This window comes from Paenibacillus aurantiacus (assembly GCF_042431225.1).
Classification (GTDB): domain Bacteria; phylum Bacillota; class Bacilli; order Paenibacillales; family Paenibacillaceae; genus Paenibacillus_Z; species Paenibacillus_Z aurantiacus.
Genome location: NZ_JBHMDO010000047.1, coordinates 303,023 through 329,112 on the forward strand (window position 1 = coordinate 303,023; position 26,090 = coordinate 329,112).

Below are 26,090 nucleotides of genomic sequence, written 5' to 3' on the forward strand. Positions count from 1 at the left end.
CCTCATCCGCGAATGAACTATTTCGTTATTCCGCCATTGTAGCACCCGATTGTTTAAGGAGCGTTCCACGTTTGTAAAGCCTGGGTAAAAGCGTGGAGAAGTAAGCAGTCTCCTTCTCCAAACGGATACCCATACACTGGACACTTATAAAAAAGCGTACTCGGTACCCGATGGCTATTCCCCCTGTAAACAAAATAAAGAGCCCCGTTCCTTTGAAAGAACGGGACTCTGTCGTGCTCGAAGGGATGTTTATGATCGCCCAAGGCATCTGCTACACGTTCAAATCCGGACGCTTGCCGAGCACCAGATAGACGACGCTCTCGCCGATGTTGGTCGCGTGATCCGCGATGCGCTCGACGTAACGGCCGGCGAAGCTGATCATGCCCGCCTGCGTAATCGTCTGCGGGTTGCCGACCATCAGCTTGAACAGATCCTGCGTCACCTGGTTGTACAGCGCGTCGACCTCGTCGTCGTCCTTGGCCATCTTGTAGGCTAGATCGACGTTCTCCTGTACGTAGGATTGGATCGACTCGTGAATCATCTGCTGCGTCAGCTCTGCCATGCGCGGCAGGTCGATCAGCGGCTTGACCAGCGTCTGTCCTTGCAGGCGAAGCGTAATCTTGGCGATATCGACCGACAGGTCGCCCATCCGCTCGAGGTCGGCAGCCATCTTGAATGCGGTCAGAATGCGGCGCAAATCTTTGGCTACCGGCTGCTGCGTCGCGATCATCCGCGCGCCGAGCTGATCGATACGCTCTTCCAGCTCGTTCAGCTTGCGGTCCTCCTCCACGATGACGCGCGCCTTGTCGGCATCCAGCGTCTGCAGCGACGCCATCGCCTCGCCGAGCGCGCGTTCCACGCGCTCGCCCATCTCGATCAGCAGCTCCTTCAGCTGCTTCAATCCTTCATCCAGTTCTTTGCGTACCACGACCGTTTCTCCCCTTTAAGCGACGGACCGCCGCCCGATATTGCCATGATGAACTTCTCGTTTAACCTGCCGACGGACCGCAAGCGAAGAGCGAGCCCTTCCGATTGGCCGTTGCCGATAGCGTTCCGAATTAACCGAACCGCCCGGAAATGTAATCGTCCGTTTCTTTCTCGGACGGATTCGTGAACATTTTGTCCGTGTCGTCCGTCTCGATCAGCTTGCCCATATAGAAGAACGCCGTCCGGTCGGACACGCGCGCTGCCTGCTGCATGTTGTGCGTCACGATCACGATGCAATATTCCTTCTTCAGCTCCGCGATGAGCTCCTCGATCTTCGAGGTCGACACCGGGTCAAGCGCGGAGGCCGGTTCGTCCATCAAGATGACCTTGGGCTTGACGGCGATCGACCGCGCGATGCACAGCCGCTGCTGCTGACCGCCCGAGAGCGCGAGCGCCGAGTTGTGCAGCCGGTCCTTCGTCTCGTTCCACAGCGCCGCCTTGCGCAGCGAATCCTCGACGATCTCATCGAGCTTCTTCTTGTTCTTGATCCCGTGATAGCGCGGTCCGAACGCGATGTTCTCGTAGATCGACTTATGGAACGGATTCGGGCGCTGCCACACCATGCCGATCTGCTGGCGCAGCTCGACGACGTCGATCGACGGATCGTTGATGTTCACGTCTTCGATCCAGATCTCGCCGGTCGTCCGGACGCCGCCGATCGTATCGTTCATCCGGTTGAGACTCCGCAGGAAGGTCGATTTGCCGCAGCCCGAAGGACCGATCAAGGCGGTGACTTGCTTAGGCGAGAAGGAGAGCGACACCTTCTTCACCGCTTCCTTCTCCCCATAAAATACGCTCAAGTCCTTCACTTTCATCCCAGTGCTTGCCATATCCGATTCCTCCTGCTAGCGTGTTGCGGTGAATTTGCGGTGCATGAAGCGGCCGAACCAGCGGGCGCCGAAGTTGAACAGCAGAACGGTCAGCACGAGGACGGCGGAAGCGCCAGCGGCGATCTCGCCCGCATCCGGCGCAAGCCCTTCGCTGTTGATCTTCCAAATATGAACCGCCAGCGTCTCCGCCGGACGGAAAGGATTGAGCGGCGAGAACGGACTGAGCGGATTCCAGTCCGTAAAGTCGAGCCGCGGCGAGCTCATGCCGGCGGTGAACAGCAGCGCGGCGGCTTCGCCGAAGACGCGGCCGGCGGCGAGAATCGTACCCGTGATGATCGCCGGCATCGCGATCGGCAGCATGACGGACGTAATCGTCTTCCAGCGGGACAGACCGAGGGCCAGACTCGCTTCCTTCTGCTCGCGCGGCACGCCGGCCATTGCTTGCTCCGTGATCCGGACCATGAGCGGCAAGTTGAAGACCGTAAGCGCCATCGCCCCGGAGAACAACGAGAAGCCGATGCCCAAAATATTGACGAATACGAGCAAGCCGAACAGACCAACGACGATGGAAGGGAACGACGAGAGCACTTCGACGACGAGCCGGATTGAGTTCGTCACCTTCCCAGGCTTTGCGTATTGGCTCATATAGATGCCGGCGCCAAGGCCGAGCGGAATCGTGATGAGCATTGTCAGCACGAGCAGGAACAGCGAGTTGAACAGCTGCGGTCCGATGCCGCCCCCGGCTTTGATCGTCTCGGGCGCCGAGGTCAGGAAGTCCCAGCTGATATGCGACAAGCCGCGGAATAGGATGAAGCCGAGCAGTCCGAGCAGAACAAGGACGATTAGGCCGGCCAACACACAAATGACGACGGTAGCGACTTTATCGGCGGTTTTGGCGTTCATCGGTGATTTCTCCTCTCCAGCACGCGGACGACGAAGACGAAGACGAAGGTCATGGCCAGCAAAATCAGTGCCAGCGACCAAAGCGCGTTGTTATGCGCCGACCCGGAAATCGTGTTGCCCATGCTGAGCGTAATGGCGCTAGTAAGCGTCGATGCGGATTCGAACAGGGAATGCGGAATATGCGGCGCGTTGCCGATAACCATCTGGACAGCCAGCGCCTCGCCGAATGCGCGCGCCATGCCGAGCACGACGCCGGTCAGCAGCGCCGGCAGCGTCGTCGGCAGCACGATGCGGTAGATCGTCTGCCAGCGCGTCGCGCCCAGAGCGAAGGAGCCTTCCTTCAGCCCGCCTGGCAGCGAAGCGAGCGCATCCGTCGCGATGGACGTAATGGTCGGGAGGATCATGACGGCCAGAACGAGCGAACCGGCTAGAATGCCGATCCCTTGGCCGGGGAAAATCGCGCGAAGCATCGGCACGATAACGCTAAGCCCCACGAAGCCGTAAACGACGGACGGGATGCCAGCCAGCAGCTCGATGACGGGCTGCATGTAGCGTCTGCCCGCACCGGGCATAATTTGCGTCATGAAGATCGCGGCGCAGCAGCCGAGCGGAGCGGCGATGAGCGCAGCGAGCAAAGACGTGCTGAATGAACCGAAGATGAAAGGAAGCGCGCCGAATACGGCCGGTTCGCCTTCCGGATCCCACTTCAGTCCAGTTAGCAAATCTCCGATGTTCACGCCGTTCGCAATGAACGTGCTTAAGCCTTTGGAAGCGACGAAATAGACGATCGCCAGAATTGTCGCGATCAGAATCAAAATACAAATGAACGTATATACGCGGCCAACCCATTCTTCTCTGATGTGCGGTTTCATGAATGCGGATTTCGAATTGGTCTTCTGACCTTTCACAGCCGTCTGCTCCATAGTACCTCTCCTTCTTAACTGCCAAGGAGAGGCGAATGGATCGCCTCTCTGGCTTGTGAATGCGTATCGGATGTCCTTGCGGACCCCCATTTAGAGCTGTTACTTCTTCGTGACCGTGCCATCTACCGCACGGGTAACGGTCATTTTGTTAACCGGGATGTAGCCGAGCTCCGTTACGTCGCCGTTCTGCACTTCGTCCGTCAGCATGTAATCGAGGAAGGCTTTCGTTGCCGCATCCGGCTCGCCTTTCGTGTACATGTGCTCGTACGCCCAAACGGGGTATGTGCCGTCGATAACGGTTGCTTCGGATGCTTCCACGCCGTCGTATTTCACGGCTTTCACCGTATCGTCGAGGTAGGAGAAGGCCAGGTAGCCGATAGCGCCAGGCGTTTCGCCGACAAGCTTCTTCACCGTGCCAGAGGAATCTTCTTGGATCGAACCTTGCAGGTCTTCCGTTTTCGTGCCAAGCGCGTAGGTTTCGAACGTTTTGCGCGTGCCGGAGCTTGCCGGACGGTTGATGATCGTGATTTTCTCGTCCGCGCCGCCCGCGTCTTTCCAGTTCGTGATTTTGCCGGTGAAAATATCGACCAGCTGCTGTTTCGTCAGGTTGTCTACGCCTACTTCTTTATTTACGACTGTCGCCATGCCTACGACTGCCACTTGGTGGTCAACCAGGTCTTTGGCCAGATCTGCTTCCGCGTCTTTGAACTTCTCTTCGGCGAAAATATCGGAGTTGCCGATTTGAGCTTGTCCGCCTGCCACTTGCGTCAGGCCGGTGCCGCTGCCGCCGCCTTGCACTTGAATCGTCACGCCGCTATTCGTCTCCATGAATTTCTTCGAGACTTGGTCTACGAGCGGTTGGAGCGCCGTCGAACCTACTGCCAAGATGGAACCGGAAAGTTCTTCACCGCCGCCTTCTGCGCCGCCTGTCGCTGCGTTATTCGTGCCAGCCTCTTGATTCGCGCCGTTATTGGCTGCGTTGTTTGTGTTCTTCGAACCACAAGCCGCGAGACCGATCGTCAACATCAGAGCAACAACTACAAGCAACATCTTTTTCATGCTAATGGTTTTCTCCTTCCGTTTCTTGCACGGGTTTATTTGCTTTACATGACCTATTGTAAAAGCCCGTCGTTAAACGGGTATTTTCACTATGTAAACGCAATGTAAATATTTTTGAGAAAAAGCACCGTCTCTATGCGGTCAATGTGAAGCTACGATAAAAAACAGCCTGTTCGCGGCAAGTGCGCTTAACAGACTGTTCCAATTCGATTACGCATTCAGTTCCGGTCTCGTGCCGGTGACAAGGTATACGACGTTCTCGCCGATATTCGTCGCATAATCGCCGATCCGCTCGACGAAGCGGCCGACGAAGCTGAGCTGGCTCGCCTGCGCGATCGTGGCCGGATTCTCCGCCATGAGCGCGAACAGCTCGCGGAGGATTTGGCCGTACAGCTCGTCGACGCGGTCATCGTCCTTCGCCATTTTGTAAGCCAAATCCACGTTCTCCGTCACGAACGCGCGAATCGCGTCGTCGATCATCGTCTGCACGATCTCGCCCATCCGCGGGATGTCGATCAGCGGCTTGATCAGCTTCTCGCCGTTCAGGCGAAGGACGACCTTGGCGACGTCGACGGACAGATCGCCCATGCGCTCGAGATCGTTCGAGATTTTGAAGGCGATCAGGATGCGGCGCAGGTCTTTGGCGACCGGCTGCTGCGTCGCGATCAGGCGCGCGCCCAGATCGAACACCCGCTCGTCGAGACGGTTCAGATCCACGTCGTCTTCGATAATCCGCTTGGCCGCCTCTACGTCCAGCTGGCTGAGCGCCAGGAGCGACCGATCCAGCGCGTTCGACGCTTTGCGCCCCATATCCAGCAGCAATTCGCGCAAATCTTCCAGTCCGTGATCGAATTCTCTGCGTGCAGTCATCATTGCTAATTACGCCTCCAATTTAGCCGAATCGTCCGCTGATATAGTCTTCCGTCCGTTGATCACGCGGCGTGGAGAACAGCTTCTCCGTCTCGGCGTACTCGACGACTTCGCCATTCAAGAAGAAGACCGTCTGGTTGGACACGCGCGCCGCCTGATGCATATTATGCGTAACCATGACAATCGTATAACGGTCCTTCAGCTCCTGCGCGAGCTCTTCGATCTTCAGCGTCGAGATCGGGTCAAGCGCGGAGGTCGCTTCGTCCATGAGCAGCACGTCCGGCTCGACGGCCAAGGCGCGCGCGATGCAGAGCCGCTGCTGCTGGCCGCCGGAGAGGCTGAGCGCGGAACGCTTCAGATAATCCTTCACTTCCTCCCACAGAGCCGCGGAACGAAGGGAAGTCTCGACGATCTCGTCGAGCTGCTTGCGGCCGGTGATGCCATGAAGACGCGGACCGTAAGCGACGTTGTCGTAGATCGATTTCGGGAACGGGTTCGGCTGCTGGAACACCATGCCGACCTTCTTGCGAAGCGTCTCGACGTCGACTTCTTTCGAATAGATATCCGCCCCGCCGATGGCGATCTTGCCCTCGATCCGGGTGCCGGCGATCATGTCGTTCATCCGGTTGAGCGTGCGCAGCAGCGTCGACTTGCCGCAGCCGGACGGACCGATGAAGGCGGTAATCGCCTTCTCCGGAATTTCCATGGATACGTTCTTGAGCGCGTGGAACGTCCCGTAATACAGGTTCAATTTATCGATTTCAATTAACGCTTGCGTCTGTGTCGGCGCTTGCATGGCGTTCCCTCCAGTGTTGGGCATCATTCGGACTGCGTTGACGGGTGCTGTCCGACTGTTCCTATCCTAGCGTCGATATGTCAAAGTCGTATTGATGATTTGTTAACGGAATGTAAAATATCCATCGGGGGTTGAAGATGCAGCATCCCTCCGAGCTGCTAACGCGTGCTTCGTAAGCAAGGCGCGCAGATCATCAAACCGACTAGATGATCTGCCCCATGCTGCCGCGCATCTCGTCGCTCAGTTGGTGCAGCTCGCCGGCGACCCGCTCCGACTGCCGGTATGCATCATCCGCCAGACGGCCGATCTCGGCCGCGCTCTTGCGGTTGCCCGCAGCCGCGTGGAACAGCTGCTCGAATGCGCCTGACGCCTCCTGCACGGACGTTTCGCTTGCGACCGCCTCGTCGCGGCTGCGGGCGACCAGCTCGGCGGTGACCGTGACGGCTTGCAGCACGGTATGGATCAGGTCGTTGATTTCGCCGGCCGACCGCTTCGTCTGCGTCGCCAGCTTCCCGACCTCCCCGGCAACGACCGCGAACCCTCGGCCGTGCTCACCGGCGCGCGCCGCTTCAATGCTCGCATTCATCGCCAGCAGGTTGCATTGCTCGGCCAAATCGCGGATCAGCTTGGTTACCGCCCCGATCGCGTCCGCCTGATCTTGCAGCTGCCGGATTTGCTCGACTTGCCGAACGGTCAGATCGGACAAATTCGCGAAGGCGGCGCTTACTTTATCCAGCTCGCTCTTGCCTTGGAGCGTGTAGTCGACCATTTTCTCCGACAGAGCCTCGCCGCGCCGGGCAGCTTCCACCACTTCGACGATGGAGCTGTCGATGCCTTTGATCATCTGCTCGGCGCCGGCCATCGTCGCCACGTGCGATGCCGTGCTTTGCTGCTGCAGCCGTCGCGATAAATTCAGCAGATCCGCCATGCTCAGAATGCCCGCCACCCGATAGCCGGTCGTCACGATGATGACGCAATCGTACAGCGTGCTCTCGTCTCGTCCGAGCGCGGAATCGAGCAGCTCCTGATCGGTCGCGGTATGCGCGATGACGAGCGGCTGCGCATCCATCAGCTTCGTAATGCTGCGCTCGAAGAACAGCTCCTTGCCGAATCGCTGCGTCTGCAGGCGCGACAGCCGATGCTTCATGACAAGCCCGAGCGGGCGATCCCCTTCGTCGCAGACGACGACGCACTCGCTGTCAGGCGCCTGATTGAATTGGTCGATGACTTCGCTGCATGTATGTGTCGGATGAACCGTCATGACGGCGCGCATATAATCGCGAAAAACCGGAGACGCCTGGTCTGGTCGTGGTCCAGCGCTCGTACCCCGGTTCGGTTGATCGGTTCCGGCATGGTTTGAAAGCAGCGCATTCTTCATTCCTGTTTCCTCCATCTCTATCTATCCTCTCTCGCTAGTTCCCACTATAGGTAAAAAGCGTTATCGGATATAACCGGAAATGTTATCGGAATGTCAAAATGCGTCGCATTGTGTCACTATCGCGTCTTGCGGGCGTTCAGCCAGAGCGGAATACGGAACAGCAGATTGATCATCAGCACGATGAACACGAGCACGGCCGCGGATTTCTCCGCGATCTCCACCGCGTCCGGCACGATCGCCTCGGATTGCACGTACCACAGATGCACCGCGAGCGTCTCGCCCGGCGACAGCAGGTTGAAATCCCACATGACGCCCGAGGTCGTCACGCCGGCTGTCAGGATGATGACGGCGCTCTCCCCGAACGCGCGTCCGGCCACAAGGCAGATGCCCGTAATAATTCCGTTCAAGGCGACCGGAATGAGCACGCGGCGAATCGTCTGCAGATGCGTCCCGCCCAGCGCGAACGAAGCGTGCTTCATCTCCTGCGGCACGGCGCGGATCGCTTCCTCCGTCACCCGGGTGAGCACCGGCAGATTCAGGAACGCGAGGCTGACCGCGCCGCCGATAATCGTCAGGCCAACATCGAATGCTTCGACGAATAGCACAATCCCGAACAAGCCGAAGATGATCGAGGGAACGGAAGCCAAACCTTCCACGCAGACGCGCAGGAAGCCGATGAATTTGTTATCCGGCGCGAATTCCGACAGATAGATACCGGCCGCCATCCCGAGCGGAACCGAGATGACGAGCGAAATAATCAGGACGTAGAACGAGTTGAACAAAGCCGGACCGATGCCCCCGCCTTCCATAATCTCATCCGGCAGACCGAGCAGGAAGTCGATGCTGAGCTTCGGCATTCCTTTCTCCAAGATGAGGAACAGGAGGCCGATAATGAAGATGATCGTGCAGATGCCCACCGTCCAGACGAGTCCGGTGAACAGGTTGTTCTTCAGCCGGTTCCCGCTTTTGCGCGAGGAAGCGAACGGATTGGATTGTACGCCGGCGGCCATTAACGTTGCACTCCTTTGCGCTGCATGAAGCGGATCAAGACGATCATGAGCAGTGAGATGACGAGCAGCAGGAAGCCCATTAAATAAAGCGCGTAGTTCCACGTCGAATCGAACGGCACGTTCGCGATCTGCATGACGATGTTGCTCGTGAGCACGGAGGTTGGCTTGAGCAGGCTGTTCGCCAGCTGCGGCGTGTTGCCGATGACCATGACGACGGCCATCGTCTCGCCGATCGCGCGCGCCATGCCGAGGATGCCGGCATACATGATGCCGCTGCGCGCCGCCGGCAGCACGACTTTGAACGTCGTCTGGAAGCGATTGCCGCCAAGCGCGTAGGAAGCGTCGCGATATTTCTTCGGCACGGCGGTAATCGCGTCGTCGCTGATCCGGCTGATCGTCGGCAGCACCATGATCGTCAGTACGATCGCTGCCGCGAGCAGGCCGTCGCCCATCGTCGTGCCCGTAACGTCGCGCAGCAGCGGGATAAGGAGCGTCATGCCGAGGAAGCCGTAGACGACGGAAGGAATGCCTACGAGCAGATCGAGCACCGGACGCAGCATCGCGCGCAGCCACGGCGGCGTAACTTCCGCCAAGAACACGGCGATCAGGATCGAGAGCGGCATGGCGATGAGCATCGTCAGCGCGGTCAGCGCGAAGGTGCCGAAGATAAACACGAATGCGCCATACTGCTCGTTCTCGGGCACCCATTCGGTCGAGAAGAAGAACTCGAGCGGCGAGACGTATTGGAACGTCAGAATGCCGGTGCGTCCCATCAAGAATAGAATCGAAAACAAAATAATGCACACGAACACCGCGCAGACGACGCAGATCGTCTTGAATGTGCGGTTATAGAACGCGAGCCTCGCCCGTCGGCCGAATGTACTGCCCGAGTTCGTCTTTAAGCTCGTGCCCAGCTCCTTTGCCGCGGCGCTCGCTGGCGCGGACATCTCCATCATGCTCCATAAGCCCCTTTCGGTTTTACGAAATCTTCATGACCACCCCATAAAAGAAGCCAGCTAGGCATGTTCCTCCTAAGCTGGCCGCATGGGAATTCGATTACTTCATCGCGGAGATCGGAATAAACTTCAGTTTTTTCAGCGAGCCGTTCTGGAACTCTTTGCTTTGGATGTATTCGATGAACGCCTTCGTCGCGCCCGTCGGCTGACCTTTGGTCATGTAGTAGCCGTAGCCCCACACTTTGTACTTGCCGTTAATGACATTCGCTTCCGTTGGCGCCACGTCGTTGATTTTGAGCGCCTTCATTTTGCTCGTGACATAGACAAGGTCGATGTAGCCGATTGCGTTCGGCGTCGTTTCGACAGCCGTCTTCATATCGCCGCTCGACTTCACTTCTTTGTAGTTGTCGCCTTTGGACATGAAATCCGTACCGTCCAGCGCCTTCATTTGGAAGTTAACGCGCGTGCCGGAGCCGAATGCGCGGTTGACGACGACGATCGACGCGTCGGAGCCGCCGACTTCTTTCCAGTTCTTCACTTTGCCCGAGAAAATGTCCTGCAGCTGCTGCGTCGTCAGATTGTCGACGCCTACGCCTTTGTTGACGACGGCCGCGAACGGAATTACGGCAACTTTATGCGCCACTTGGCCTTCGAATTTCTTGAAGCCAGGTACGTCCGTGGAAGCGTCCCAGTCGACTGCGCCGATATCGGCGATGCCTTTGCGCACCGATTGCGGGCCCGTTACGGAGCCGGCAGCGGACGCGGAAATTTTCACTTTCGGGTTTGCTTTTTTGAATTCTTTGGCCGCTTGCAGCGTCAACGGCAGGAGCGCCGAGGATCCGTTAACGACGATTTTGCCGCTCAATTTGCTAGCCGCCGCGCTTGCTACCGGAACAGCCGTTGCCATAACCGCGAGCGCGAGTGTCGTGAACGCCAAACCTTTAAACCATTTCATTTTCATAATTATTTACTTCTCCTCTCGAATGTGGGGAATGATGTTATTTCGTGACTTTCTTCCACTTGCCGTCCTTATTGACGGCAATCGCGCTGCCTTCTACAACCGCGACCGGCGTGCCTTTGCCCGCGACGATCTCGGAGACGTCTTCGGATACGGCATAGAGCAGTTTGGCCGAGCCGCCTTGAATTTCGTACACTTCGCCGCCGGTTGCCGTCGCCACGAGTGCGTACAGCTTGTCGCCGGCTGCCGTTGCTTGGAGCACGTCTTTGCCTTCGAGCAGCGATTTGACCGATTTATCCGCGCTGACCGCGATCAGGGAAGAGACTTTGTTTTCTTCGGAGCTGATGTAGTAGACTTGACCCGCGTCCGCCGATGCGCCGACGAAAATTTTGTCGTCCGCCTTCTCGGTCAGCTTCGCCGGCTTGCCGTCCTTCGCGCTCGAATCGAAGAAGTACAGCTGCGGCTCGGTGCCCGTCATGTCGATCGCCACGTCGTCGCTATCGACCGGCTTGTTGGCGTCGGCCGTTACCGCGCCCGGCTTCGTGACGGAGTACACGAATCTCTTGCCGTCTTCGGATACCGCCAAATCCGCTTTGTAATCCACCTTGTCTTCCAGCACTTTCGTGATCGTGCCGTCCGCCGGATTCAGCTTCGCGATGACCGATCCTTTGTCGCCTTGGAGGAAGTAGATCGCGCTGCTGTCCGCCGACCAGACCAGCTCCGGCTTGATCGTGTCGTCGCTGCTCGCTTTGGTAGATGCATTCGTCGTCAGATCCAGCACGTATACCGCGCCAGTCTCGTCCGTGTAAGCCGCTTTCGCGCCATTCGGCGCAACCGTCAGCGGGGAAGCCGTGCTCGTGCGGAACACTTCCTTAAACTCGCCGGTTGCCGCGTTTACTTTATAATCCACCCGGCTGCCATCTTCCGTCAGCGTGCTGACGAGCAGCGTCTGCGCATCGATCCAGATCGGATCTTCCGCATCCGCGAGGCGCTTCGTCGCATCCAGCCATACGCTGCCTGCCGCATCGGTCGATTGGTCGATGCCAAGGGCGCTCGCAAAGCCTGTCAGATCGGCGTAGAACGAGTTGTTCACGTTTACGACCGACGCGCCAAGCTCGACCTCTTCGCTGCCGATTCGCGCCGTCGCGGAGCCTTCTTGCAGCTCGACAAGCACATCGTTCAAGTACGCAAGCACTTTATTGCCGCCGGTTACCGTGAATATCGCGCCAGCCGCAACGCCTAGATCGCGTACGGATACGAGCGTCACGCCATCCTTCACGATCGTGCGAACAGTCGTAACCGCATCGTTGACGTAGAACGTGCTGTTCGTGACTTGCGTGCTTGCCGTTGCTGCAGGCGCAGCCGATACGGCGCCGACCGCGGACGTGCTGACCGCTGCCGCGAGTACGGAGATGATGACCGTTTTCTTCATGGACATGGAATTAGTTCACCTTTCCTCGTTAGAGCTGATTTTGAACTGCCGTTGTCTCTTCATGACCGCCCTCGTTCGTCTTTCGCCGATACTTTCGCACCTGCCGCACAAGGGGTGTTCCTATGTACAAGACCGATTATAGGCAAGGTTTGTAAACCGTCTGTTAATCAAATATGTAGTTATTATGAAGGACAAAATCCCGCTTGCAACTTGCCGGATTCCTGCCAATGGCCTACGAGGGCGACAAAAAAGGACTGCCTACAAGGCCAATATCAGGAAGTCAATTTAACTTCGTGATATTGCCTATATAGGCAGTCCCCTGAACATGTGAATCGTGCAGTCCCTAGGAGCAGCATAAGGCCAGAGCGTTAAAACAGAAGCGTCTTGTGATCGGCCGGCGCGGATGCGGCAGCGAGAAAATCGCGCTCCAGCTCACCCGCCGGTAGCGGCTTACTGAAATAGTACCCCTGCACTTCGTCGCATAAATGTTCCTGCAAGAACTCATACTGTTCTTTATTCTCGACCCCTTCGGCAATGACGCGAAGGCCGAGCCGGTGCGCCATGACGATAATGGAGCCGACGATATCCGCATCGTTCGTGTCGGTCATAATGTCGCGGACGAACGATTGATCGATTTTCAACCGGTGCAGGCCGAACCGCTTCAAGTGGTTAAGCGAGCTGTATCCCGTACCGAAGTCGTCCATCGCGATCTGGACGCCGAGCTTGCGAAGTCCGTTCAACGTCATAACCGTGGAATTGACGTCCATCGTCATGGACTCGGTAATTTCGAGCTCCAGGAAACCCGGCGTCAAGCTCGTCTCGTCCAAGACGCTCGAGATCGATTCGATCAGATCGCTCTTCATGAACTGCTTGGCCGACAAGTTGATCGACATGCGCACTGGCGCATAACCGGCTTCCTGCCAAGCTTTGTTCTGTCTGCATGCTTCCTTCATGACCCATTGGCCAATCGGCAGGATTAGCCCCGTCTCCTCCGCGAGCGGGATGAACCGGCTCGGCGGAATCATGCCCATCGTCGGATGCTGCCAGCGGATGAGCGCCTCGATGCCGATCAGCTTGCCGGTCTGGGTATCCATCTGCGGCTGGTAGTGGAGAGAGAACTGTTCTTGTTCGATCGCACGGCGCATCGCGGTCTCCAGCGCCAGTTGGCCCCCTGTCATGATGCGCATGTTGGAGTCGAAGAATTTGAACGTGTTCTTCCCGCTCGCCTTCGCCTGGTACATCGCGCTGTCCGCCTGCACCATTAGCGTCTCGATATCCGTGCCGTCTTTGGGGTATAATGCGATGCCCATGCTCGGCGTGACGTGGAATTCGTGCACACCCAGAATGAACGGCTTCTCGAACGCCTGCAAGATCCGATCGGCGACGCTTGCGATCTCGTGTTCATGCTGTACGCTGCGCAGCATGAACATGAATTCGTCCCCGCCCATGCGAGCGACGAGATCGTTGTCGCGGATGCACGATTTGAGCCGCACCGCGACCTCCTTGAGCAGCCGGTCGCCTTCGGTATGGCCGAGCGAATCGTTGACCAGCTTGAATCGGTCCAGGTCCAAATAGATGAACGCCAGCTGGCCTGCGTTCAGATTCGGCTGCCGGTTCATCTCTTCTTGCGCCGTCTGAATGAACATCCGGCGATTCGGCAGTCCCGTCAGTTCATCATGGAAGGCCATGTAATTGATGCGCGCTTCCGCTTCATAACGTTCCGTTATGTCGCGTAACTGGCCATAGGCACCGATAATGCTGCCCTTATCGTTCAATATCGGGCTGGCATCGAACAAGCCAACGATATTGAAGCCCTCTAGGCTGATCTCGATATCCTCGTACAAGGCGCCTTCGCCCAGCACCTTCCCGAAATAGGCGCCCAAATGCGGCAGCTCGCAAATTTGCTTGCCGATCAGCTCGTTTCGGCTGAGCTTGAAGTTCTGGGCGGCCAGCTCGTTCACTTCAATGATGAACCCGCGTTCGTCCGAGATGATGGCGGAATTTTTCTTTGTGTTCATGATGATCTGATTGAGCACGTTAAGCCGCTTATTCTGCTCGCGAAGCGTCATTTCCCGTTCGATGGAATCAACCGCCGTCTGCAGCAGATGGATGAGCAGCGGGTTATGAAGATGGGCCGAGGTCATCAGCAGCACGGCGCCTCTTGCGCCCGTCTCCTGGTATTTGAACGGCACGGCATAACAGGCAAGCTGATGGAAAAATTGATGATAGTGGTCGTCCCCGATCAGTTGAACGGGACCGCCGCTCATGAGCGATAAACTAACGGCGTTCGTACCGGAATGCCGTTCCGTCAACGCGGTTCCGCACTTAAAGCCTGCCGCCTCGATTAACTGCAGCATGGTCTGATCGCCGGCCAACTGCAAAATCACGCCTTCGTCGTCGAACACGGCTGCCAGCAAGGGCAGCTGCTCGGACACGGACAGCTGCATCTGGGCGATGAACTCCTGCGTAATGGCGAGCGTCTCCGCGTACTCTTCCAATTTCGCCGAATATCGTTCGGGATCGCAAGATTGGTATCCCGGCAATTGGTCTGCCTTCAAGTTGTAAGACGCGCATCTGGCAAAAGAATCCCGTATGAAGGTAGGCTTTATCCGTTCTGACATCTCTTGTTGTCCCTCATTTCCGCTAATCCTGATCGACCGCGCTCGTTGCCGCGATCTGTTACTTTCTATTTCGACCAAAACGGAACAAGTTTTTACAGCAAATCGCAAAATAATTTTATTTTTTCCTCGCGGTGTCCCTACGTTCACCTCGCCCCTTCCTTACTTCATCCTCCCCCCTTCCCTGCCATTCACCTCGCCCCTTCCCTGCCATTCACCTCGCCCCTTCCCCCTCCATTGGAGGGGAACCAGAGGGATTCGTCCCTCTGGACTCCCGAAATAAGCGTGCCTTCTACGCGGCCGTCTTCGATGTGTCCTTTCGTAGTGAGCCCGCTTTTGTCCTTTGGACAAGGCTCATGGTTGGAGCTTCGTTCGTGACTGTTTGCCTTGGGGTGGTATCCTGTTCGGTAGAGCGGATGGCTTGCAACGTGCTGACCTTCGCTTTCGTCCACTTTCGTGGACACGCTTTACGTTCTTGGCAATTTCCTATTCAATTAAAAAACAAAAAAACTCCGCGCAAGATAGGCGCGGAGTTTTGCTTGTAGGCTTGTTTTCTATTATTTCACGTACAGACGAGCGGTCTCTTCCCAAATCTCGCCCGGAGCGAGGCTGAACAGACCGATCTGGTCGCGCGGCAGGTCGACATGCGGCGCATTGACAAGGCTGATCTGCGGCTCTGGGCAGAAGAACCCTTCGGTCGCGCCATTGTTCCAGATCATCCATTGCTTGTAGGACGTGCCGACGTCGTACACGAGCGTGACGCCTGCTTTGTTGTCGGTTAGCTCCATACGGTTGCGGCCGTTCTGCGGCACCGCGGTGTAATGGTTGTCCATTGCTCCGAAGAACGGATAGACGCCCTCGTCGCGAAGCGCAACCTCATCTTCCGTAAGCGGTTGATACTGCCCTGTCGGCAGCATACGCTCGCTCAGCTCCCAACGCTCGCCGATCGTCAGCTTCACGCGGTAATCCTTGGCGTCTCCGCCTGGCACGAACGGCGCGTTGATCGAAGTATGGAACGCGAACAGGCACGGCAGGTCGGTATCGCCTTCATTTTGAACGAAGATGTGCTGGGACAAGCCGTTCACGCTAAGCGCATAACGCAGCTTGATCGTGAAGCGGTGCGGCAAATGCGTGTAGACCGGGTGACCCTCCACGACGTGCAAAGCGGCGACGACGTAGCTCTCCGTCTTCGTCTGGCCGAAATCTTCGACCTCCCAAGGCGTGTCCGCCACGAATCCGTGCAGATGATTGCCCGTCGTCGTTTCGTTCACCGGGAATTGGTAGACGCTGCCGTTCCACGGGAATTTGCCATCCTCGAACCGGTTAGGCGGGTACAGTACTGGAATGCCGTGAATCCACGGCTTGGCTTTGAAAGAAGCGAACTCCTCCTCGGTTGGCTCGTGCAGGAAGCGGTTGCCGTTCTCCACGTCGCGGAAAGCGATCAGGTTGGCGCCGATCTCCGGCAGCAGCGCGGCCTCATAACGGCCCGCGCGCAAGTAGATGGCGCGTTCCCCTTGATAGGTGCCTTCGAAAGCTTTAATCTCGCTCATATGTATACGCTCCTTTGTCGACTTGCTTGAATCGTGTTCCATTCTATTTCTTTGCGCCGCTTCGCAGCGTTATTCCTCTACTAGATTACCAGAAAGCGCATGAACATTGAAGCGGCCGCCTAGTTCGGATTACCGCTAATCTCCCGCGGGTAATCACGGAATATTCCCGTCTTACCCGAAGGGAGGCCGTTCTCATGAGCCGATTCTCTACTTTGCTGCTCGCCGTTCTACTAATAATGCCCGTCTTCTGGGTACCGCTGCCGTCCGCATCAAGCGCGCCAGCAACCGCGGCCGGACCGCCCGCTTCCGAATCGGATTGGACAAGGCACCGGCTGGTCGCCCACGGCATGGGCGAAATCGAAGGCTATACGTATACCAACACGATGGAGGCGTTCAAGCTGAACTACGCCAAAGGCTACCGGCTGTTCGAAGTGGATCTGCAGTTAACTGCAGACGGCTACCTCGTGACCCGCCATGACTGGCAGCCTTATCTGTATCGTCAACTCGGGCAGACGGCGCCCAAAGCCGGCCGCCTGGGCCTGCCGCTGTCCCGGAAGGAAGCGGTCTCGATACTCGTGCATGGCGCCTATCGAACGCTGGACTTCGAGGGGCTTCTGGTTTTGCTTCGGCAGTACCCGGATGCCACGTTTATTACCGATACGAAAGATACCGATCCTGCGACCGTACGCCGCCAATTTGCGGCGATGAAGGAAGCCGCCCGGGATGAACCGGAGCTGCTGCGGCGGATCGTGCCCCAATTTTACAATCAAGCGATGTACGCCGAGATCGAGTCGGTCCACCGGTTCGAATCGTACATCTATACGCTGTATATGTCCCCGGACACGGAAGCGCAGACGCTGTCGTTCGTCCGTGCCCATCCGCGCGTCGCGGCCGTTACAATGCCGGAATCGCTGGCGAATGCCGGCTACCTTCGGCGGCTGGAGGATGCGGGCGTCCACACCTATATCCATACGATCAACGATACGGAGGACATGCTTCGCTATATCGATCAAGGCGCGCATGGCTTCTACACGGACAGCATCTCCGAAATTCAGCTGGCCAGCGCCAATGCATCCCCGCCCTCTTACTTGACGATGTTGGCGAATGCGGTGCGCGAACTATATGCTGAACCCGTAATGTCGTTCTGGCCGCATAGGTGGTTCTAAGAACGCCCGTAGGCTAACGTAGGCTTAAGGATGCGTGAGCACCTGCTGGCAACCGAACAACCCGCCGAATTCACATTCGGCGGGTTGTGCCGTGCATCGATTAAGATCTGCGTAAGTCCAGCCACTCGATCTCGCTCGGCGTCAGCGTCAGGTCTGCCGCTTCTCGGCAGGAACGCAGCTCCGCTTCGTTGCGGGGACCTATAATCGCGGCTGACGGGAAACGCTGGTTCAGCACGTAAGCCAGCGCGATCTGAATCGTCGCCACGCCCTTCTCCTGCCCCAGTTGCTCGGCTCTACGATAGCGCTCCCAATTGTCGTCGTTGTAGAAGACGCGCACGAGGTCGGCATCCGAGCGGTCCTCTGGCGTGAATCGGCCGGTGAAGAAGCCGCGTGCCTGCGCGGACCACGAGAATAGCGGCAGCTCGCTCTGCTCGTGCCAAGCCAGAGACGGCCCGTCGATGCTGACGCAATCATGCCAATACGGCTCCTGCGCTTTGGCCAGACTCAGGTTGGGACTGCTGAACGAGAACCCGCGAAGTCCATGCTCCTCCGCATACCGGGCCGCTTCGGCGAGCCGGTCCGTCGTCCAGTTCGATGCGCCGAATGTAAGTATGCGGCCCTCTTCGACAAGCTCGTTGAGCCACTCCAGAATCGAGCCGACCGGCACGTTCAGATCGTCACGATGAAGCGCGTACAAATCCACATAATCGGTGCGCAGCCGCTCCAGGCTGATACCCAGTTCTTCCCGAATCGCGTCTCTGGACACGCGCGGGCCCTGCGCGTTCGGATGCGCGCCTTTGGTCCAGACGTTAATCGCGTCGCGGTTGCCCCGCTCCTCCAGCCACATCCCGATTGCCTGCTCGCTCTTGCCGCCGCAATAGATGTACGCCGTATCGATCGTATTGCCCCCGATCCCGACGAACGCATCAAGGTTCGTCCGCACCAGGTCGTACACCTCCGGCGCGAAATAATCCGAACCCATAATCAGCTGCGACACACCTTGCTTCAATCCCGCCAGTTCGATCTTCTTCATCGTATCCGCCGCTCCTCTCGCCTCTTAAAGGGTTACCCGTGCGCGGCTATACGCCGATTCCAGGCACGCGTCGATCACTTTCATGTTCGCTACCGCATCCTCAGGCGCAAACCGGGCTTGCTTCTCGCCCCATACGACGCGTGCGAAATCGTCGGCCTGCAGCGAGTACTGATTGAGCGTCGGCTGCTCTTCTGCGCGCGTGCCTTCGCCCGTATGCACGAGGAAGTTCGAGCCGAGGAAAGCAGACGGCAGCTCGATCCGTCCTTTGGTGCCGAGCACCTCCAGCGTGTTGCGGAACGCCGCCCACATGCCGCAGTCGAACGATAGCGCGACGCCGCCGCTAAACTCCAGAATGCCGGAGGCCATCATGTCGACGTTGTCGTGCTCAGGCGACAGCAGCGCATGAACGGTCGCGGCTTGCGGCTCTTCGCCCAGCAGCAGTCTCGCCGCGCTGATTGGATAACAGCCGACGTCGTAGATCGAGCCGCCGCCCCATTCGCGCTTATAGCGCACGTTGCCGGAATCCGCAGCGTTGTTGAACGTGAACGTGCCGTGAATGCCGCGGATCTCGCCGATCTCGCCGGAATCGATAATTTCCTTCACGCGTGCGTAGGCCGGATGATGACGGTACATGAACGCTTCGGCGAGATGGACGCCGGCGCTGCGGCTGGCATCGGCCATGCGCTGCGCTTCCGCCGCATTGAGCGCGATCGGCTTCTCGCACAGCACGTGCTTGCCGGCTTCGATCGCCTTGATCGTCCATTCCATATGTAGATGGTTCGGCAGCGGGATGTAAACCGCGTCGATGTCCCCATCGGCTAACAGCTCTTCATAACTGCCGTATGCTTTCGGAATGTTCAGCTTCGCCGCCGTCTCCTGCGCCTTGGACAAGCCACGGCTCGCGATCGCGGTGACTTCACCGGTCTCCGATTGCTGAATACCCGGAATAACGGAACGTACTGCAATACCTGCGCATCCAATAATGCCCCAACGAAGTTTTCGGCTCATGCGTGCACCTGCTTTTCTTGGTTTTGGCACCATTATAGTCCAAGATAGGGGCTGTTCATATACAACAATTAGGCGTTTACATATCAGATTTTGGGCCGCCCGGATTGGTTTTCCGCTCGCGATAGGGAGCGGAGCATTCTGGCAACGCCCAGATTGGTTTCCGCTCGCGATAGGGAGCGGAGCATTCTGGCAGAATGCCACACGTGTCCACACAAGCACAGAGCCGCCCGGCATACGCGCTCGATCAAGCGCTCATGGCCGGGCGGCCGCAATCGTCTTAGTCCCACATCGATCCGCCGGGCTTCGGACACGTCCCGGCCAGCAGCTTGGCGCGCACCTTCACGAAGCAGCCGCAGTGCGCGCAGGTCGACCCGTACTGCAGGTCGCCGCATGCGGTGCAGCGCGCCAGCCGCGCCTCGTAGCGCTCAACCGAGGCGCAGCTCTCCGGATGCCGCTCCAGCTTCTCGACCATCCGGTCGATTTGCGCCTCCGGTACATGCACGCTGTCCCGGCAGCCTTTGCAGCCTTCCGGCTTGCTTGCGAGCGCGGACATGTCCCGATTACCCGACGCGCAGCACGGCGACCGAAGCAGCCGGCAGCGTTACGCGGAGGAAGCCGTTCTCCAAGCTGAGGCCTTCCAGCGCCGTCGGCATGACCGCGTTCGGCGCGTCAACGGTGTTGTGCGCATGGATATCCACGGCGTGCAGCAAGCGTCCGGAAACGGCCGGCTGGGCGTCCTTCAAGCCGCGCAGCTCGATCGTAATCTCCGCCGCCGCCTCGTGGCTGACGTTGCACAGGCTGATGTTCAGCTTGCCGTCCTGACCGCGCGATGCGGTTGCGCTAATCTGATCCAACGATTGTCCGTTCAACTCATACGCTGCGGACGTGTTCGACAGCTCGAGCAGTTCCGCGTCCTGGTGGACCTTGTACATTTCGAAGACATGGTAGGTTGGCGTGAGCGCCATTTTGTCCCCTTCGGTCAGGATAACCGACTGCAGCACATTGACGGTCTGCGCAATGTTCGCCATTCGCACCCGGTCGCAATGGGCATTGAACACGTTTAGCGACAGACCCGCGACCAACGCGTCTCGCATCGTGTTCTGCTGGTACAGGAAGCCCGGATTCGTACCCGGCTCGACGAGGAACCAAGTGCCCCATTCGTCAACGATCAAGGCGACGCGCTTCTGCGGGTCGTATTGATCCATGATCGCGCTATGCTTGGTGATCAGCTCGTCCATGTGCAGCGCCTTCTTCATCGTCTCGAACCATTGGCTCTCATTGAAATCAAGCGCCGATTGTTTCTCTTCCCAGCTGCCCGGGATCGTGTAATAGTGAAGGCTCAGACCGTCCATCATCCGGCCTGCTTCGCGCATGAGAACCTCCGTCCAGCGGTAATCGTCGATGTTCGGACCGCCCGCAATGCGGTAAATTTGGTTGTCGCCATAATTGCGTACGTACGTCTGGTAGCGGCGGTACAGATCGGCGTAATATTCCGGGCGCATGTTACCGCCGCAGCCCCAGTTCTCATTGCCGACGCCGAAAAATTTCAATCTCCACGGCTTCTCCTGGCCGTTCGCCCGTCTTAAGTCCGCCATCGGCGACTCGCCGTCGAACGTCATATATTCGACCCACTCGGACATTTCCTGGACCGTGCCGCTGCCGACGTTGCCGTTCACGTAAGGCTCCGTGCCGAGCAGCTCGCACAGCTTCATGAACTCATGAGTCCCGAAATGGTTGTTCTCCACAACGCCGCCCCAATGCGTGTTGACCATCCGCTTGCGGCCTTCGCGCGGACCGATGCCGTCCTTCCAGTGATATTCGTCAGCGAAGCAGCCGCCCGGCCAGCGCAGATTCGGTATGCTGAGCGCTTTAAGCGCTTCCAACACGTCGTTGCGAATGCCTTGCGTATTCGGGATGTCCGAATCTTCCCCGACCCAGATGCCGCCGTAAATACAGCGGCCCAAATGCTCCGCAAAATGCCCATAAATATGTTTGCTGATCGTGCCTTTCGTCAAGTCGGCATTGATGACGATATGATTGCTCATGTGCGTAAACTCCTTTAACTATAAGCTGGATTAATAAATAAACTAACTAATTAATGTTTTATTCACTGAGTAAATTAAACCATAAATCAGCTTCCTATTGCAATAATAATATTGGTTGGCGGTTAGCGTTTTCGTTAATCGATTGTTCACGCTTGCCAATAGACCTATCGATTCATTTCCTAGGAAATAACGTTATTCAATATGCGCAAAAAAACAGCCGGGCAAGCGATCGCTGCCCAGCTGTTAATGGTGATCTCGATATGAAACTTTCGCCGATCAAGTAGACGTGCCTACAAGACGAACACCAGTGCGCACAACGCTATCTTGCACCGCTTGTTACCCAATAAACGCCGCCGATCTCAGTCCGGAACGAAGCGCCGGACGCAACCTTTGCCCCCTCCTGAAGATGGACAATCAGTCCGCCGTCATAGGCAATTCGGCAGTCGGCGCCATGCGTCGACTCGATACGAGCTTGCGCAAGCTTGCCATCGCGCCACTCGATATCGACAATAAAGCCGCCTCTTGCCCGAAGCCCCGCCACCTTGCCGTCCGTCCATTCCGTCGGCAGCGCCGGCAGCAGTTCGATCGTATCGAGATGGCTCTGCACCAGCATCTCGGCGATGCCGGACGTGCCGCCGAAGTTGCCGTCGATCTGGAAAGGCGGATGCGCGTCGAACAAGTTCGGATACGTCGACCGCGAGAGGAGCGTCCGGACGAAACGGTGGGCATTCTCGCCATCCCGGAGTCTGGCATACAGGTTGATCAACCAGGCGCAGCTCCAGCCGGTATGTCCGCCGCCCTGGGCAATGCGGGCCGCAAGCGACTTGCGGGCGGCCTCCGCGAGTTCCGGAGTCACGCGATCATTGATCGAGACGCCTGGATACACGCCGTACAAATGGGACACATGCCGATGGCCCGGCTCCAACTCCCGATGAGGCAGCGACCACTCTTGCAAGCGGCCGTCTTCGCCGATCGCAAGCGGCGCCAGCTTCGCGAGCGCTGCTGCGAGCTCCTCACGAAGTTCCTCGTCCACGACGAGCGCCTCAGCCGCCTGGATGGTGCCTTGGAACAGCTCGCGGATGATCGTCAAATCCATGGCCGAGCCGATCGTCACGCTGCACGGCTCGCCCTCCTCCGTAACGAAACGGTTCTCCGGCGATGTCGAAGGCAGCGTCGTCAACGTGCCGTCTTCGTTCTCCTGCAGCCAATCCAAGCAGAAGAGCGCCGCCCCGCGCATAAGGGGATAAGCCGTCTCCGCCAGAAATTCCATGTCAGGTCTGAAACGATACCTCTCCCATAAATGCTGGCTGAGCCAAGCGCCGCCCAGCGGCCAGAACGCCCAGCTCGGATCGCCGCTTGCCGGGGTGGACACCCGCCACACATCGACGTTGTGATGGGCGGTCCAGCCGCGCGCGCCATAATGAATCGCAGCCGTCCGCGCGCCCGTCCGGCTCAGCTCGCCGATCAGGTCGAACAGCGGTTCGTGGCATTCGCCGAGCCCGCCTAACTCGGCAGGCCAGTAATTCATCTGTGTATTGATGTTCGTCGTATAATTGCTGTTCCACGGCGGTTGAACGTGATCGTTCCATATGCCCTGCAGGTTCGCGGCTTGCGTCCCCGGCCTTGAGCTTGCGATGAGCAAATAACGGCCGTACTGGAACAGCAGCGCTTCCAGCGCCGGATCGCTTGCTCCTCCCTGGTAGGCCGTCAGCCGCTTATCGGTCGGGAGCCGATCGACCTCGTTCGCACCGGCGCCGAACGTAAGGCTCACGCGGCGGAACAGTTCGCGATGATCCTCGATATGTCTGCGCTTCAAGTCTTCGTACGCGATCCCGGCGGCGTCCGCCAGCTGCCACGCGCACCGCTCGAGCTCCAACCCCGAGCCCGGAGCCGGCTGGTCGTCATATTCCGTGAAATCGGTAGCGGCGGTCAGCAGGATGAGCACCGAACACGCCCCTTCGATGGCAAGGCTGCCATCTTCGGCCGCGGTGAGCCGGCCGCCGCTCAGCTGCACGTTCAGCGCGATGGCGAAAGACAATCCGCGCTCCGCCTCGTATAACACCGCCTGCGGATGATCGCCCAGGTAATTGTCCGCGACATGGCTAGGCGCCCTGCCGCTCAGGGTCAACTTGCCGTCCCGCGCTTCTTCTCCGGCGGTCTCCGCCGCGACCGAGAATTTCAGCTTCGAGCTTAGCCGGACGCGAGCGTTAATGGTTCCCGAGCCTTCGGCTTCCACACGCACGGCCATCACACCGTCCGGGTGACTGACGAACGCTTCTCGTCTATAGACCGTTCCAGACTGATCCTTGTACGTTGTGAAAGCGATGCCCGTATCCAAGTCCAGCTCCCGTCTATATTCGCTATGTCCGCCTGGGGCGGACTGTTCAAGCCAGAGATCGCCCATTGCCAGATACGCTTCCGAACGCGGGCCGAGCATGCCTTGGCCGATTAGCGTCTCCGCTTCCCGGAAGCGCCCCGCGCGAAGCAATTCCCGGGCCGGCTTCAGATGACGCAGCGCCTCGTAATTGTTCGTGTCGCGCGGGAGGCCCGACCACAATGTGTCCTCGTTCAATTGAATCCGTTCCTGTTCCACGCCGCCGAACACCATGCCGCCCAGACGTCCATTGCCGAGCGGCAATGCTTCCTCCCATACGCTGGCAGGCTGTTCGTACCATAGCGTTATTCGCTTCACCGGTTGCACCATGCATGCTCCGCCCTTCCTCATTTTACTAGGTCATACGTTGGCAAAAAAACCTCCAACCCGCAATGCAGGTTGGAGGCTCTTCGCTGCTTCGCCGTTCGTTCGCGAAGGTCGTCGTTCTTATTTGCCGCTCCAAAGTTCAACGCGCTGTTTAACCAGCTCTTGGCGCAGATCTTCCGCTTTCTCGACGTCTGCCGCTTCGATTTCTTTCATGTAGGCATCCCACACTTTGTCGAAATCGGCCGGCTTCGCCAGAATGGCTTCCGGAATGCGTTTCCACGTAATGCTCTTCAGCTTCTCGTCGAGGATCGTAATTTCGCTGTCGCCCGGAACCGGGATGTTCCACGCCGCGCCCCAAGGCTTGACTTTGAACTCGTCTTCTTTCGGGAACAGGTCTTTCCATGTCGTTGCTTTGTACGCGGCCAGCACTTCTTTCTCCACGTCATTGAAGCTTGCCACGATTTGTTCAGGGAAGTTCGTCGTGTAGTAGTTGCCGGACGGATCCTTCACGCCGTCGCCGTAGTGAGGACCGATCATGTTGTACTGGCCGATGCCGGATTCCTTCTGGAAGTTCGCGGCGTCATTGACTTTGCGGTTGTTGACATCAGCCGGAATGACGCGTTTGCCGTTCTCGACTTTGTAATGCTCGCCCTCAATGCCCCAGTTCACGAGCACTTGGCCTTCATCGGAAGCCAGGTAGTCCAGGAACTTGATCGTGCGGATCGGGTCCGGGTTCGTGCTCGAGATCGCGACGCCGTAGCCGCTCAGGAAGCCGGTTGGCTGGAAGGAAGCGTCTTTGAACTCTTCGGTCAGCGTAACCGGATAGTGGCCGTAGCCTTGGTCGAATTTGCCTTCGGCTTTGAGCGCTTTCTCGCCGTCCGCATAGTCCCAATCTTGGTCGATCAAGCCGAGTACGCGGCCGGAAGCGACTTTCGCTTTGTATTGGTCATACTTTTGCACGAAGCTCTCCGGATCCAAGAGGCCTTCCGCGTTCATGTGGTTCAACCAGCGGAAGTATTCCTTCTCTTCCGGACGTCTGAAATGGTACGTCACTTCCTGCGTGTCGGTATCGATGAAGTATTCGCCGTCGTCGGAACCGCCCGTTGCGAGGAAAGCCGGGTTCGTGACGGAGATGTACATGTGCCAGTCGTCCGCGTTCAGCGTCAAGCCGATGTTCGGGTTGCCGTTCTCGTCTTTCGGGTGTTTAGCCAAATATTGCTTGATGGCGTTCTCATAATCTTTCACCGTACGGATTGTCGGGAAGCCGAGCTCTTTCACGACGCGATGCTGGAGCTCGAAGCCGCCGCCCGCGTTGAAGTAAGTTTGGCCTACGCCCGCGTTCGTCGGAACGACGTAGATCGATTTGTCGTCGTTGCTGTAACGAAGGCGGTTCATTTCTTCGCCATACAGCTTCTTGATGTTCGGTGCGTATTTATCAATAAGATCGGTCAGGTCGATTACGGCGCCGGCGTCGACGAATTTATTAATGCTGTTCTTCGCTGCGATCAGATCCGGATAGTCGCCGCTTGTCGCGATGAGCGCGGACTTCTGCACGGGGTCGCCGACGGCGAATTCAGCGTCGAGCGTAATGCCGGTCTTGGCCGTGATCGCTTTGCCGACCGCATCCTGCATGTTCGCCCAGTTCGCGTTCGTGTCTTCGCTGTAATAGGACAATGTAAGCGGAGTCAAATTTTCGGATGCCGCGTTGTTGCCCTCGGCCGCCTGATTATTGCCATTCGTTGCGCCGTTGTTCGTACCGCCGTTGCCAGCGTTGTTGTTGCCGCCGCAGCCTGCGAGCAGCCCGGCCACCATCGCGGTAGCAAGCACTGCGCCGGTCCACTTTCTCTTTTGTGTCATCGTGTAAACC

The 26,090-nt window shown here is 58.0% G+C and carries 21 protein-coding genes; 1 reads left to right on the top strand and 20 read right to left on the bottom strand.

Features of this window, described 5'->3' with window-relative positions; translation table 11 throughout:
* Nucleotides 1-271: 271 nt before the first annotated feature.
* The 14 genes from phoU (ACFFSY_RS29650) to ACFFSY_RS29715 all read right to left on the bottom strand — a co-directional run bounded on the left by phoU (ACFFSY_RS29650) (nt 272) and on the right by ACFFSY_RS29715 (nt 16,270).
* Complete coding sequence (phoU, locus tag ACFFSY_RS29650; protein ID WP_377501021.1) at nt 272-928, bottom strand: phosphate signaling complex protein PhoU; 657 nt, start codon at nt 926-928, stop codon at nt 272-274.
* A gap of 130 nt (nt 929-1,058) precedes the next feature.
* The gene (pstB, locus tag ACFFSY_RS29655) at nt 1,059-1,817 is read right to left on the bottom strand and encodes a phosphate ABC transporter ATP-binding protein PstB (protein ID WP_377501023.1); all 759 of its coding nucleotides are present in this window, start codon (nt 1,815-1,817) and stop codon (nt 1,059-1,061) included.
* Nucleotides 1,818-1,832: 15 nt separating this feature from the next.
* Nucleotides 1,833-2,720 (bottom strand): phosphate ABC transporter permease PstA, encoded by an 888-nt coding sequence (gene pstA, locus ACFFSY_RS29660; protein WP_377501025.1) that lies wholly within the window; start codon nt 2,718-2,720, stop codon nt 1,833-1,835.
* Nucleotides 2,717-3,643, bottom strand: a complete 927-nt coding sequence (gene pstC / locus ACFFSY_RS29665; RefSeq protein WP_377501027.1) for a phosphate ABC transporter permease subunit PstC — start codon at nt 3,641-3,643, stop codon at nt 2,717-2,719. The genes pstA (ACFFSY_RS29660) and pstC (ACFFSY_RS29665) overlap by 4 nt, the downstream gene beginning before the upstream one ends.
* A 99-nt stretch (nt 3,644-3,742) precedes the next feature.
* The gene (locus ACFFSY_RS29670; protein WP_377501029.1) at nt 3,743-4,702 is read right to left on the bottom strand and encodes a phosphate ABC transporter substrate-binding protein; all 960 of its coding nucleotides are present in this window, start codon (nt 4,700-4,702) and stop codon (nt 3,743-3,745) included.
* Nucleotides 4,703-4,912: 210 nt separating this feature from the next.
* The gene (gene phoU, locus ACFFSY_RS29675; protein WP_377501562.1) at nt 4,913-5,572 is read right to left on the bottom strand and encodes a phosphate signaling complex protein PhoU; all 660 of its coding nucleotides are present in this window, start codon (nt 5,570-5,572) and stop codon (nt 4,913-4,915) included.
* 22 nt (nt 5,573-5,594) lie between these two features.
* Nucleotides 5,595-6,368 (bottom strand): phosphate ABC transporter ATP-binding protein PstB, encoded by a 774-nt coding sequence (gene pstB / locus ACFFSY_RS29680; RefSeq protein ID WP_377501031.1) that lies wholly within the window; start codon nt 6,366-6,368, stop codon nt 5,595-5,597.
* A gap of 202 nt (nt 6,369-6,570) precedes the next feature.
* On the bottom strand, nt 6,571-7,746 hold the full coding sequence (locus ACFFSY_RS29685) for a methyl-accepting chemotaxis protein (RefSeq protein WP_377501034.1): 1,176 nt from the start codon (nt 7,744-7,746) through the stop codon (nt 6,571-6,573).
* Nucleotides 7,747-7,862: 116 nt separating this feature from the next.
* Entirely contained in the window at nt 7,863-8,756 is an 894-nt protein-coding gene (gene pstA / locus ACFFSY_RS29690; protein WP_377501036.1) for a phosphate ABC transporter permease PstA, read from the bottom strand.
* Nucleotides 8,756-9,703, bottom strand: a complete 948-nt coding sequence (pstC, locus tag ACFFSY_RS29695; protein ID WP_377501563.1) for a phosphate ABC transporter permease subunit PstC — start codon at nt 9,701-9,703, stop codon at nt 8,756-8,758. The genes pstA (ACFFSY_RS29690) and pstC (ACFFSY_RS29695) overlap by 1 nt, the downstream gene beginning before the upstream one ends.
* A gap of 109 nt (nt 9,704-9,812) precedes the next feature.
* The gene (locus tag ACFFSY_RS29700; protein WP_377501565.1) at nt 9,813-10,667 is read right to left on the bottom strand and encodes a phosphate ABC transporter substrate-binding protein; all 855 of its coding nucleotides are present in this window, start codon (nt 10,665-10,667) and stop codon (nt 9,813-9,815) included.
* A gap of 43 nt (nt 10,668-10,710) precedes the next feature.
* Nucleotides 10,711-12,108 carry a stalk domain-containing protein gene (locus ACFFSY_RS29705; RefSeq protein WP_377501039.1) on the bottom strand — a complete coding sequence of 466 codons (1,398 nt, stop codon included), beginning with the start codon at nt 12,106-12,108 and terminating at the stop codon, nt 10,711-10,713.
* A gap of 362 nt (nt 12,109-12,470) precedes the next feature.
* On the bottom strand, nt 12,471-14,723 hold the full coding sequence (locus ACFFSY_RS29710) for a putative bifunctional diguanylate cyclase/phosphodiesterase (protein ID WP_377501041.1): 2,253 nt from the start codon (nt 14,721-14,723) through the stop codon (nt 12,471-12,473).
* A gap of 554 nt (nt 14,724-15,277) precedes the next feature.
* A complete protein-coding gene (locus tag ACFFSY_RS29715) occupies nt 15,278-16,270 on the bottom strand; it encodes an aldose 1-epimerase (protein WP_377501043.1) in 993 nt (330 codons plus the stop codon).
* Nucleotides 16,271-16,464: 194 nt separating this feature from the next.
* Here ACFFSY_RS29715 and ACFFSY_RS29720 point away from each other — a divergent pair, with 194 nt between their 5' ends.
* The gene (locus ACFFSY_RS29720) at nt 16,465-17,436 is read left to right on the top strand and encodes a phosphatidylinositol-specific phospholipase C/glycerophosphodiester phosphodiesterase family protein (RefSeq protein ID WP_377501046.1); all 972 of its coding nucleotides are present in this window, start codon (nt 16,465-16,467) and stop codon (nt 17,434-17,436) included.
* Between the two features lie 100 nt (nt 17,437-17,536).
* Here ACFFSY_RS29720 and ACFFSY_RS29725 read toward each other — a convergent pair whose 3' ends face one another.
* The 6 genes from ACFFSY_RS29725 to ACFFSY_RS29750 all read right to left on the bottom strand — a co-directional run bounded on the left by ACFFSY_RS29725 (nt 17,537) and on the right by ACFFSY_RS29750 (nt 26,080).
* Entirely contained in the window at nt 17,537-18,469 is a 933-nt protein-coding gene (locus ACFFSY_RS29725; RefSeq protein WP_377501048.1) for an aldo/keto reductase, read from the bottom strand.
* 24 nt (nt 18,470-18,493) lie between these two features.
* On the bottom strand, nt 18,494-19,477 hold the full coding sequence (locus ACFFSY_RS29730; RefSeq protein ID WP_377501050.1) for a Gfo/Idh/MocA family protein: 984 nt from the start codon (nt 19,475-19,477) through the stop codon (nt 18,494-18,496).
* Nucleotides 19,478-19,754: 277 nt separating this feature from the next.
* Nucleotides 19,755-20,030, bottom strand: a complete 276-nt coding sequence (locus ACFFSY_RS29735) for a DUF6171 family protein (protein WP_377501052.1) — start codon at nt 20,028-20,030, stop codon at nt 19,755-19,757.
* A gap of 7 nt (nt 20,031-20,037) precedes the next feature.
* Nucleotides 20,038-21,522: an alpha-N-arabinofuranosidase gene (locus ACFFSY_RS29740; protein ID WP_377501054.1), complete on the bottom strand. Its 1,485-nt coding sequence runs from the start codon at nt 21,520-21,522 to the stop codon at nt 20,038-20,040.
* 319 nt (nt 21,523-21,841) lie between these two features.
* Nucleotides 21,842-24,226, bottom strand: a complete 2,385-nt coding sequence (locus tag ACFFSY_RS29745; protein WP_377501056.1) for a glycoside hydrolase family 95 protein — start codon at nt 24,224-24,226, stop codon at nt 21,842-21,844.
* A 117-nt stretch (nt 24,227-24,343) separates the two neighbouring features.
* Nucleotides 24,344-26,080: an ABC transporter substrate-binding protein gene (locus ACFFSY_RS29750; protein ID WP_377501058.1), complete on the bottom strand. Its 1,737-nt coding sequence runs from the start codon at nt 26,078-26,080 to the stop codon at nt 24,344-24,346.
* Between the last annotated feature and the right edge of the window lie 10 nt (nt 26,081-26,090).

Excerpts from the sequence above, each read along its gene's own strand:
- ACFFSY_RS29735 (WP_377501052.1), bottom strand. The coding sequence starts at position 20,030 with ATGTCCGCGCTCGCAAGCAAGCCGGAAGGCTGCAAAGGCTGCCGGGAC.
- ACFFSY_RS29710 (WP_377501041.1), bottom strand. The coding sequence starts at position 14,723 with ATGTCAGAACGGATAAAGCCTACCTTCATACGGGATTCTTTTGCCAGA.
- ACFFSY_RS29705 (WP_377501039.1), bottom strand. The coding sequence starts at position 12,108 with ATGTCCATGAAGAAAACGGTCATCATCTCCGTACTCGCGGCAGCGGTC.
- ACFFSY_RS29745 (WP_377501056.1), bottom strand. The coding sequence starts at position 24,226 with ATGGTGCAACCGGTGAAGCGAATAACGCTATGGTACGAACAGCCTGCC.
- pstC (WP_377501027.1), bottom strand. The coding sequence starts at position 3,643 with ATGGAGCAGACGGCTGTGAAAGGTCAGAAGACCAATTCGAAATCCGCA.
- pstB (WP_377501023.1), bottom strand. The coding sequence starts at position 1,817 with ATGGCAAGCACTGGGATGAAAGTGAAGGACTTGAGCGTATTTTATGGG.
- ACFFSY_RS29715 (WP_377501043.1), bottom strand. The coding sequence starts at position 16,270 with ATGAGCGAGATTAAAGCTTTCGAAGGCACCTATCAAGGGGAACGCGCC.
- ACFFSY_RS29685 (WP_377501034.1), bottom strand. The coding sequence starts at position 7,746 with ATGAAGAATGCGCTGCTTTCAAACCATGCCGGAACCGATCAACCGAAC.
- ACFFSY_RS29750 (WP_377501058.1), bottom strand. The coding sequence starts at position 26,080 with ATGACACAAAAGAGAAAGTGGACCGGCGCAGTGCTTGCTACCGCGATG.
- pstB (WP_377501031.1), bottom strand. The coding sequence starts at position 6,368 with ATGCAAGCGCCGACACAGACGCAAGCGTTAATTGAAATCGATAAATTG.
- pstA (WP_377501025.1), bottom strand. The coding sequence starts at position 2,720 with ATGAACGCCAAAACCGCCGATAAAGTCGCTACCGTCGTCATTTGTGTG.
- ACFFSY_RS29740 (WP_377501054.1), bottom strand. The coding sequence starts at position 21,522 with ATGAGCAATCATATCGTCATCAATGCCGACTTGACGAAAGGCACGATC.
- ACFFSY_RS29720 (WP_377501046.1), top strand. The coding sequence starts at position 16,465 with ATGAGCCGATTCTCTACTTTGCTGCTCGCCGTTCTACTAATAATGCCC.
- ACFFSY_RS29730 (WP_377501050.1), bottom strand. The coding sequence starts at position 19,477 with ATGAGCCGAAAACTTCGTTGGGGCATTATTGGATGCGCAGGTATTGCA.
- ACFFSY_RS29725 (WP_377501048.1), bottom strand. The coding sequence starts at position 18,469 with ATGAAGAAGATCGAACTGGCGGGATTGAAGCAAGGTGTGTCGCAGCTG.
- phoU (WP_377501562.1), bottom strand. The coding sequence starts at position 5,572 with ATGACTGCACGCAGAGAATTCGATCACGGACTGGAAGATTTGCGCGAA.
- ACFFSY_RS29700 (WP_377501565.1), bottom strand. The coding sequence starts at position 10,667 with ATGAAATGGTTTAAAGGTTTGGCGTTCACGACACTCGCGCTCGCGGTT.
- ACFFSY_RS29670 (WP_377501029.1), bottom strand. The coding sequence starts at position 4,702 with ATGAAAAAGATGTTGCTTGTAGTTGTTGCTCTGATGTTGACGATCGGT.
- pstC (WP_377501563.1), bottom strand. The coding sequence starts at position 9,703 with ATGTCCGCGCCAGCGAGCGCCGCGGCAAAGGAGCTGGGCACGAGCTTA.
- pstA (WP_377501036.1), bottom strand. The coding sequence starts at position 8,756 with ATGGCCGCCGGCGTACAATCCAATCCGTTCGCTTCCTCGCGCAAAAGC.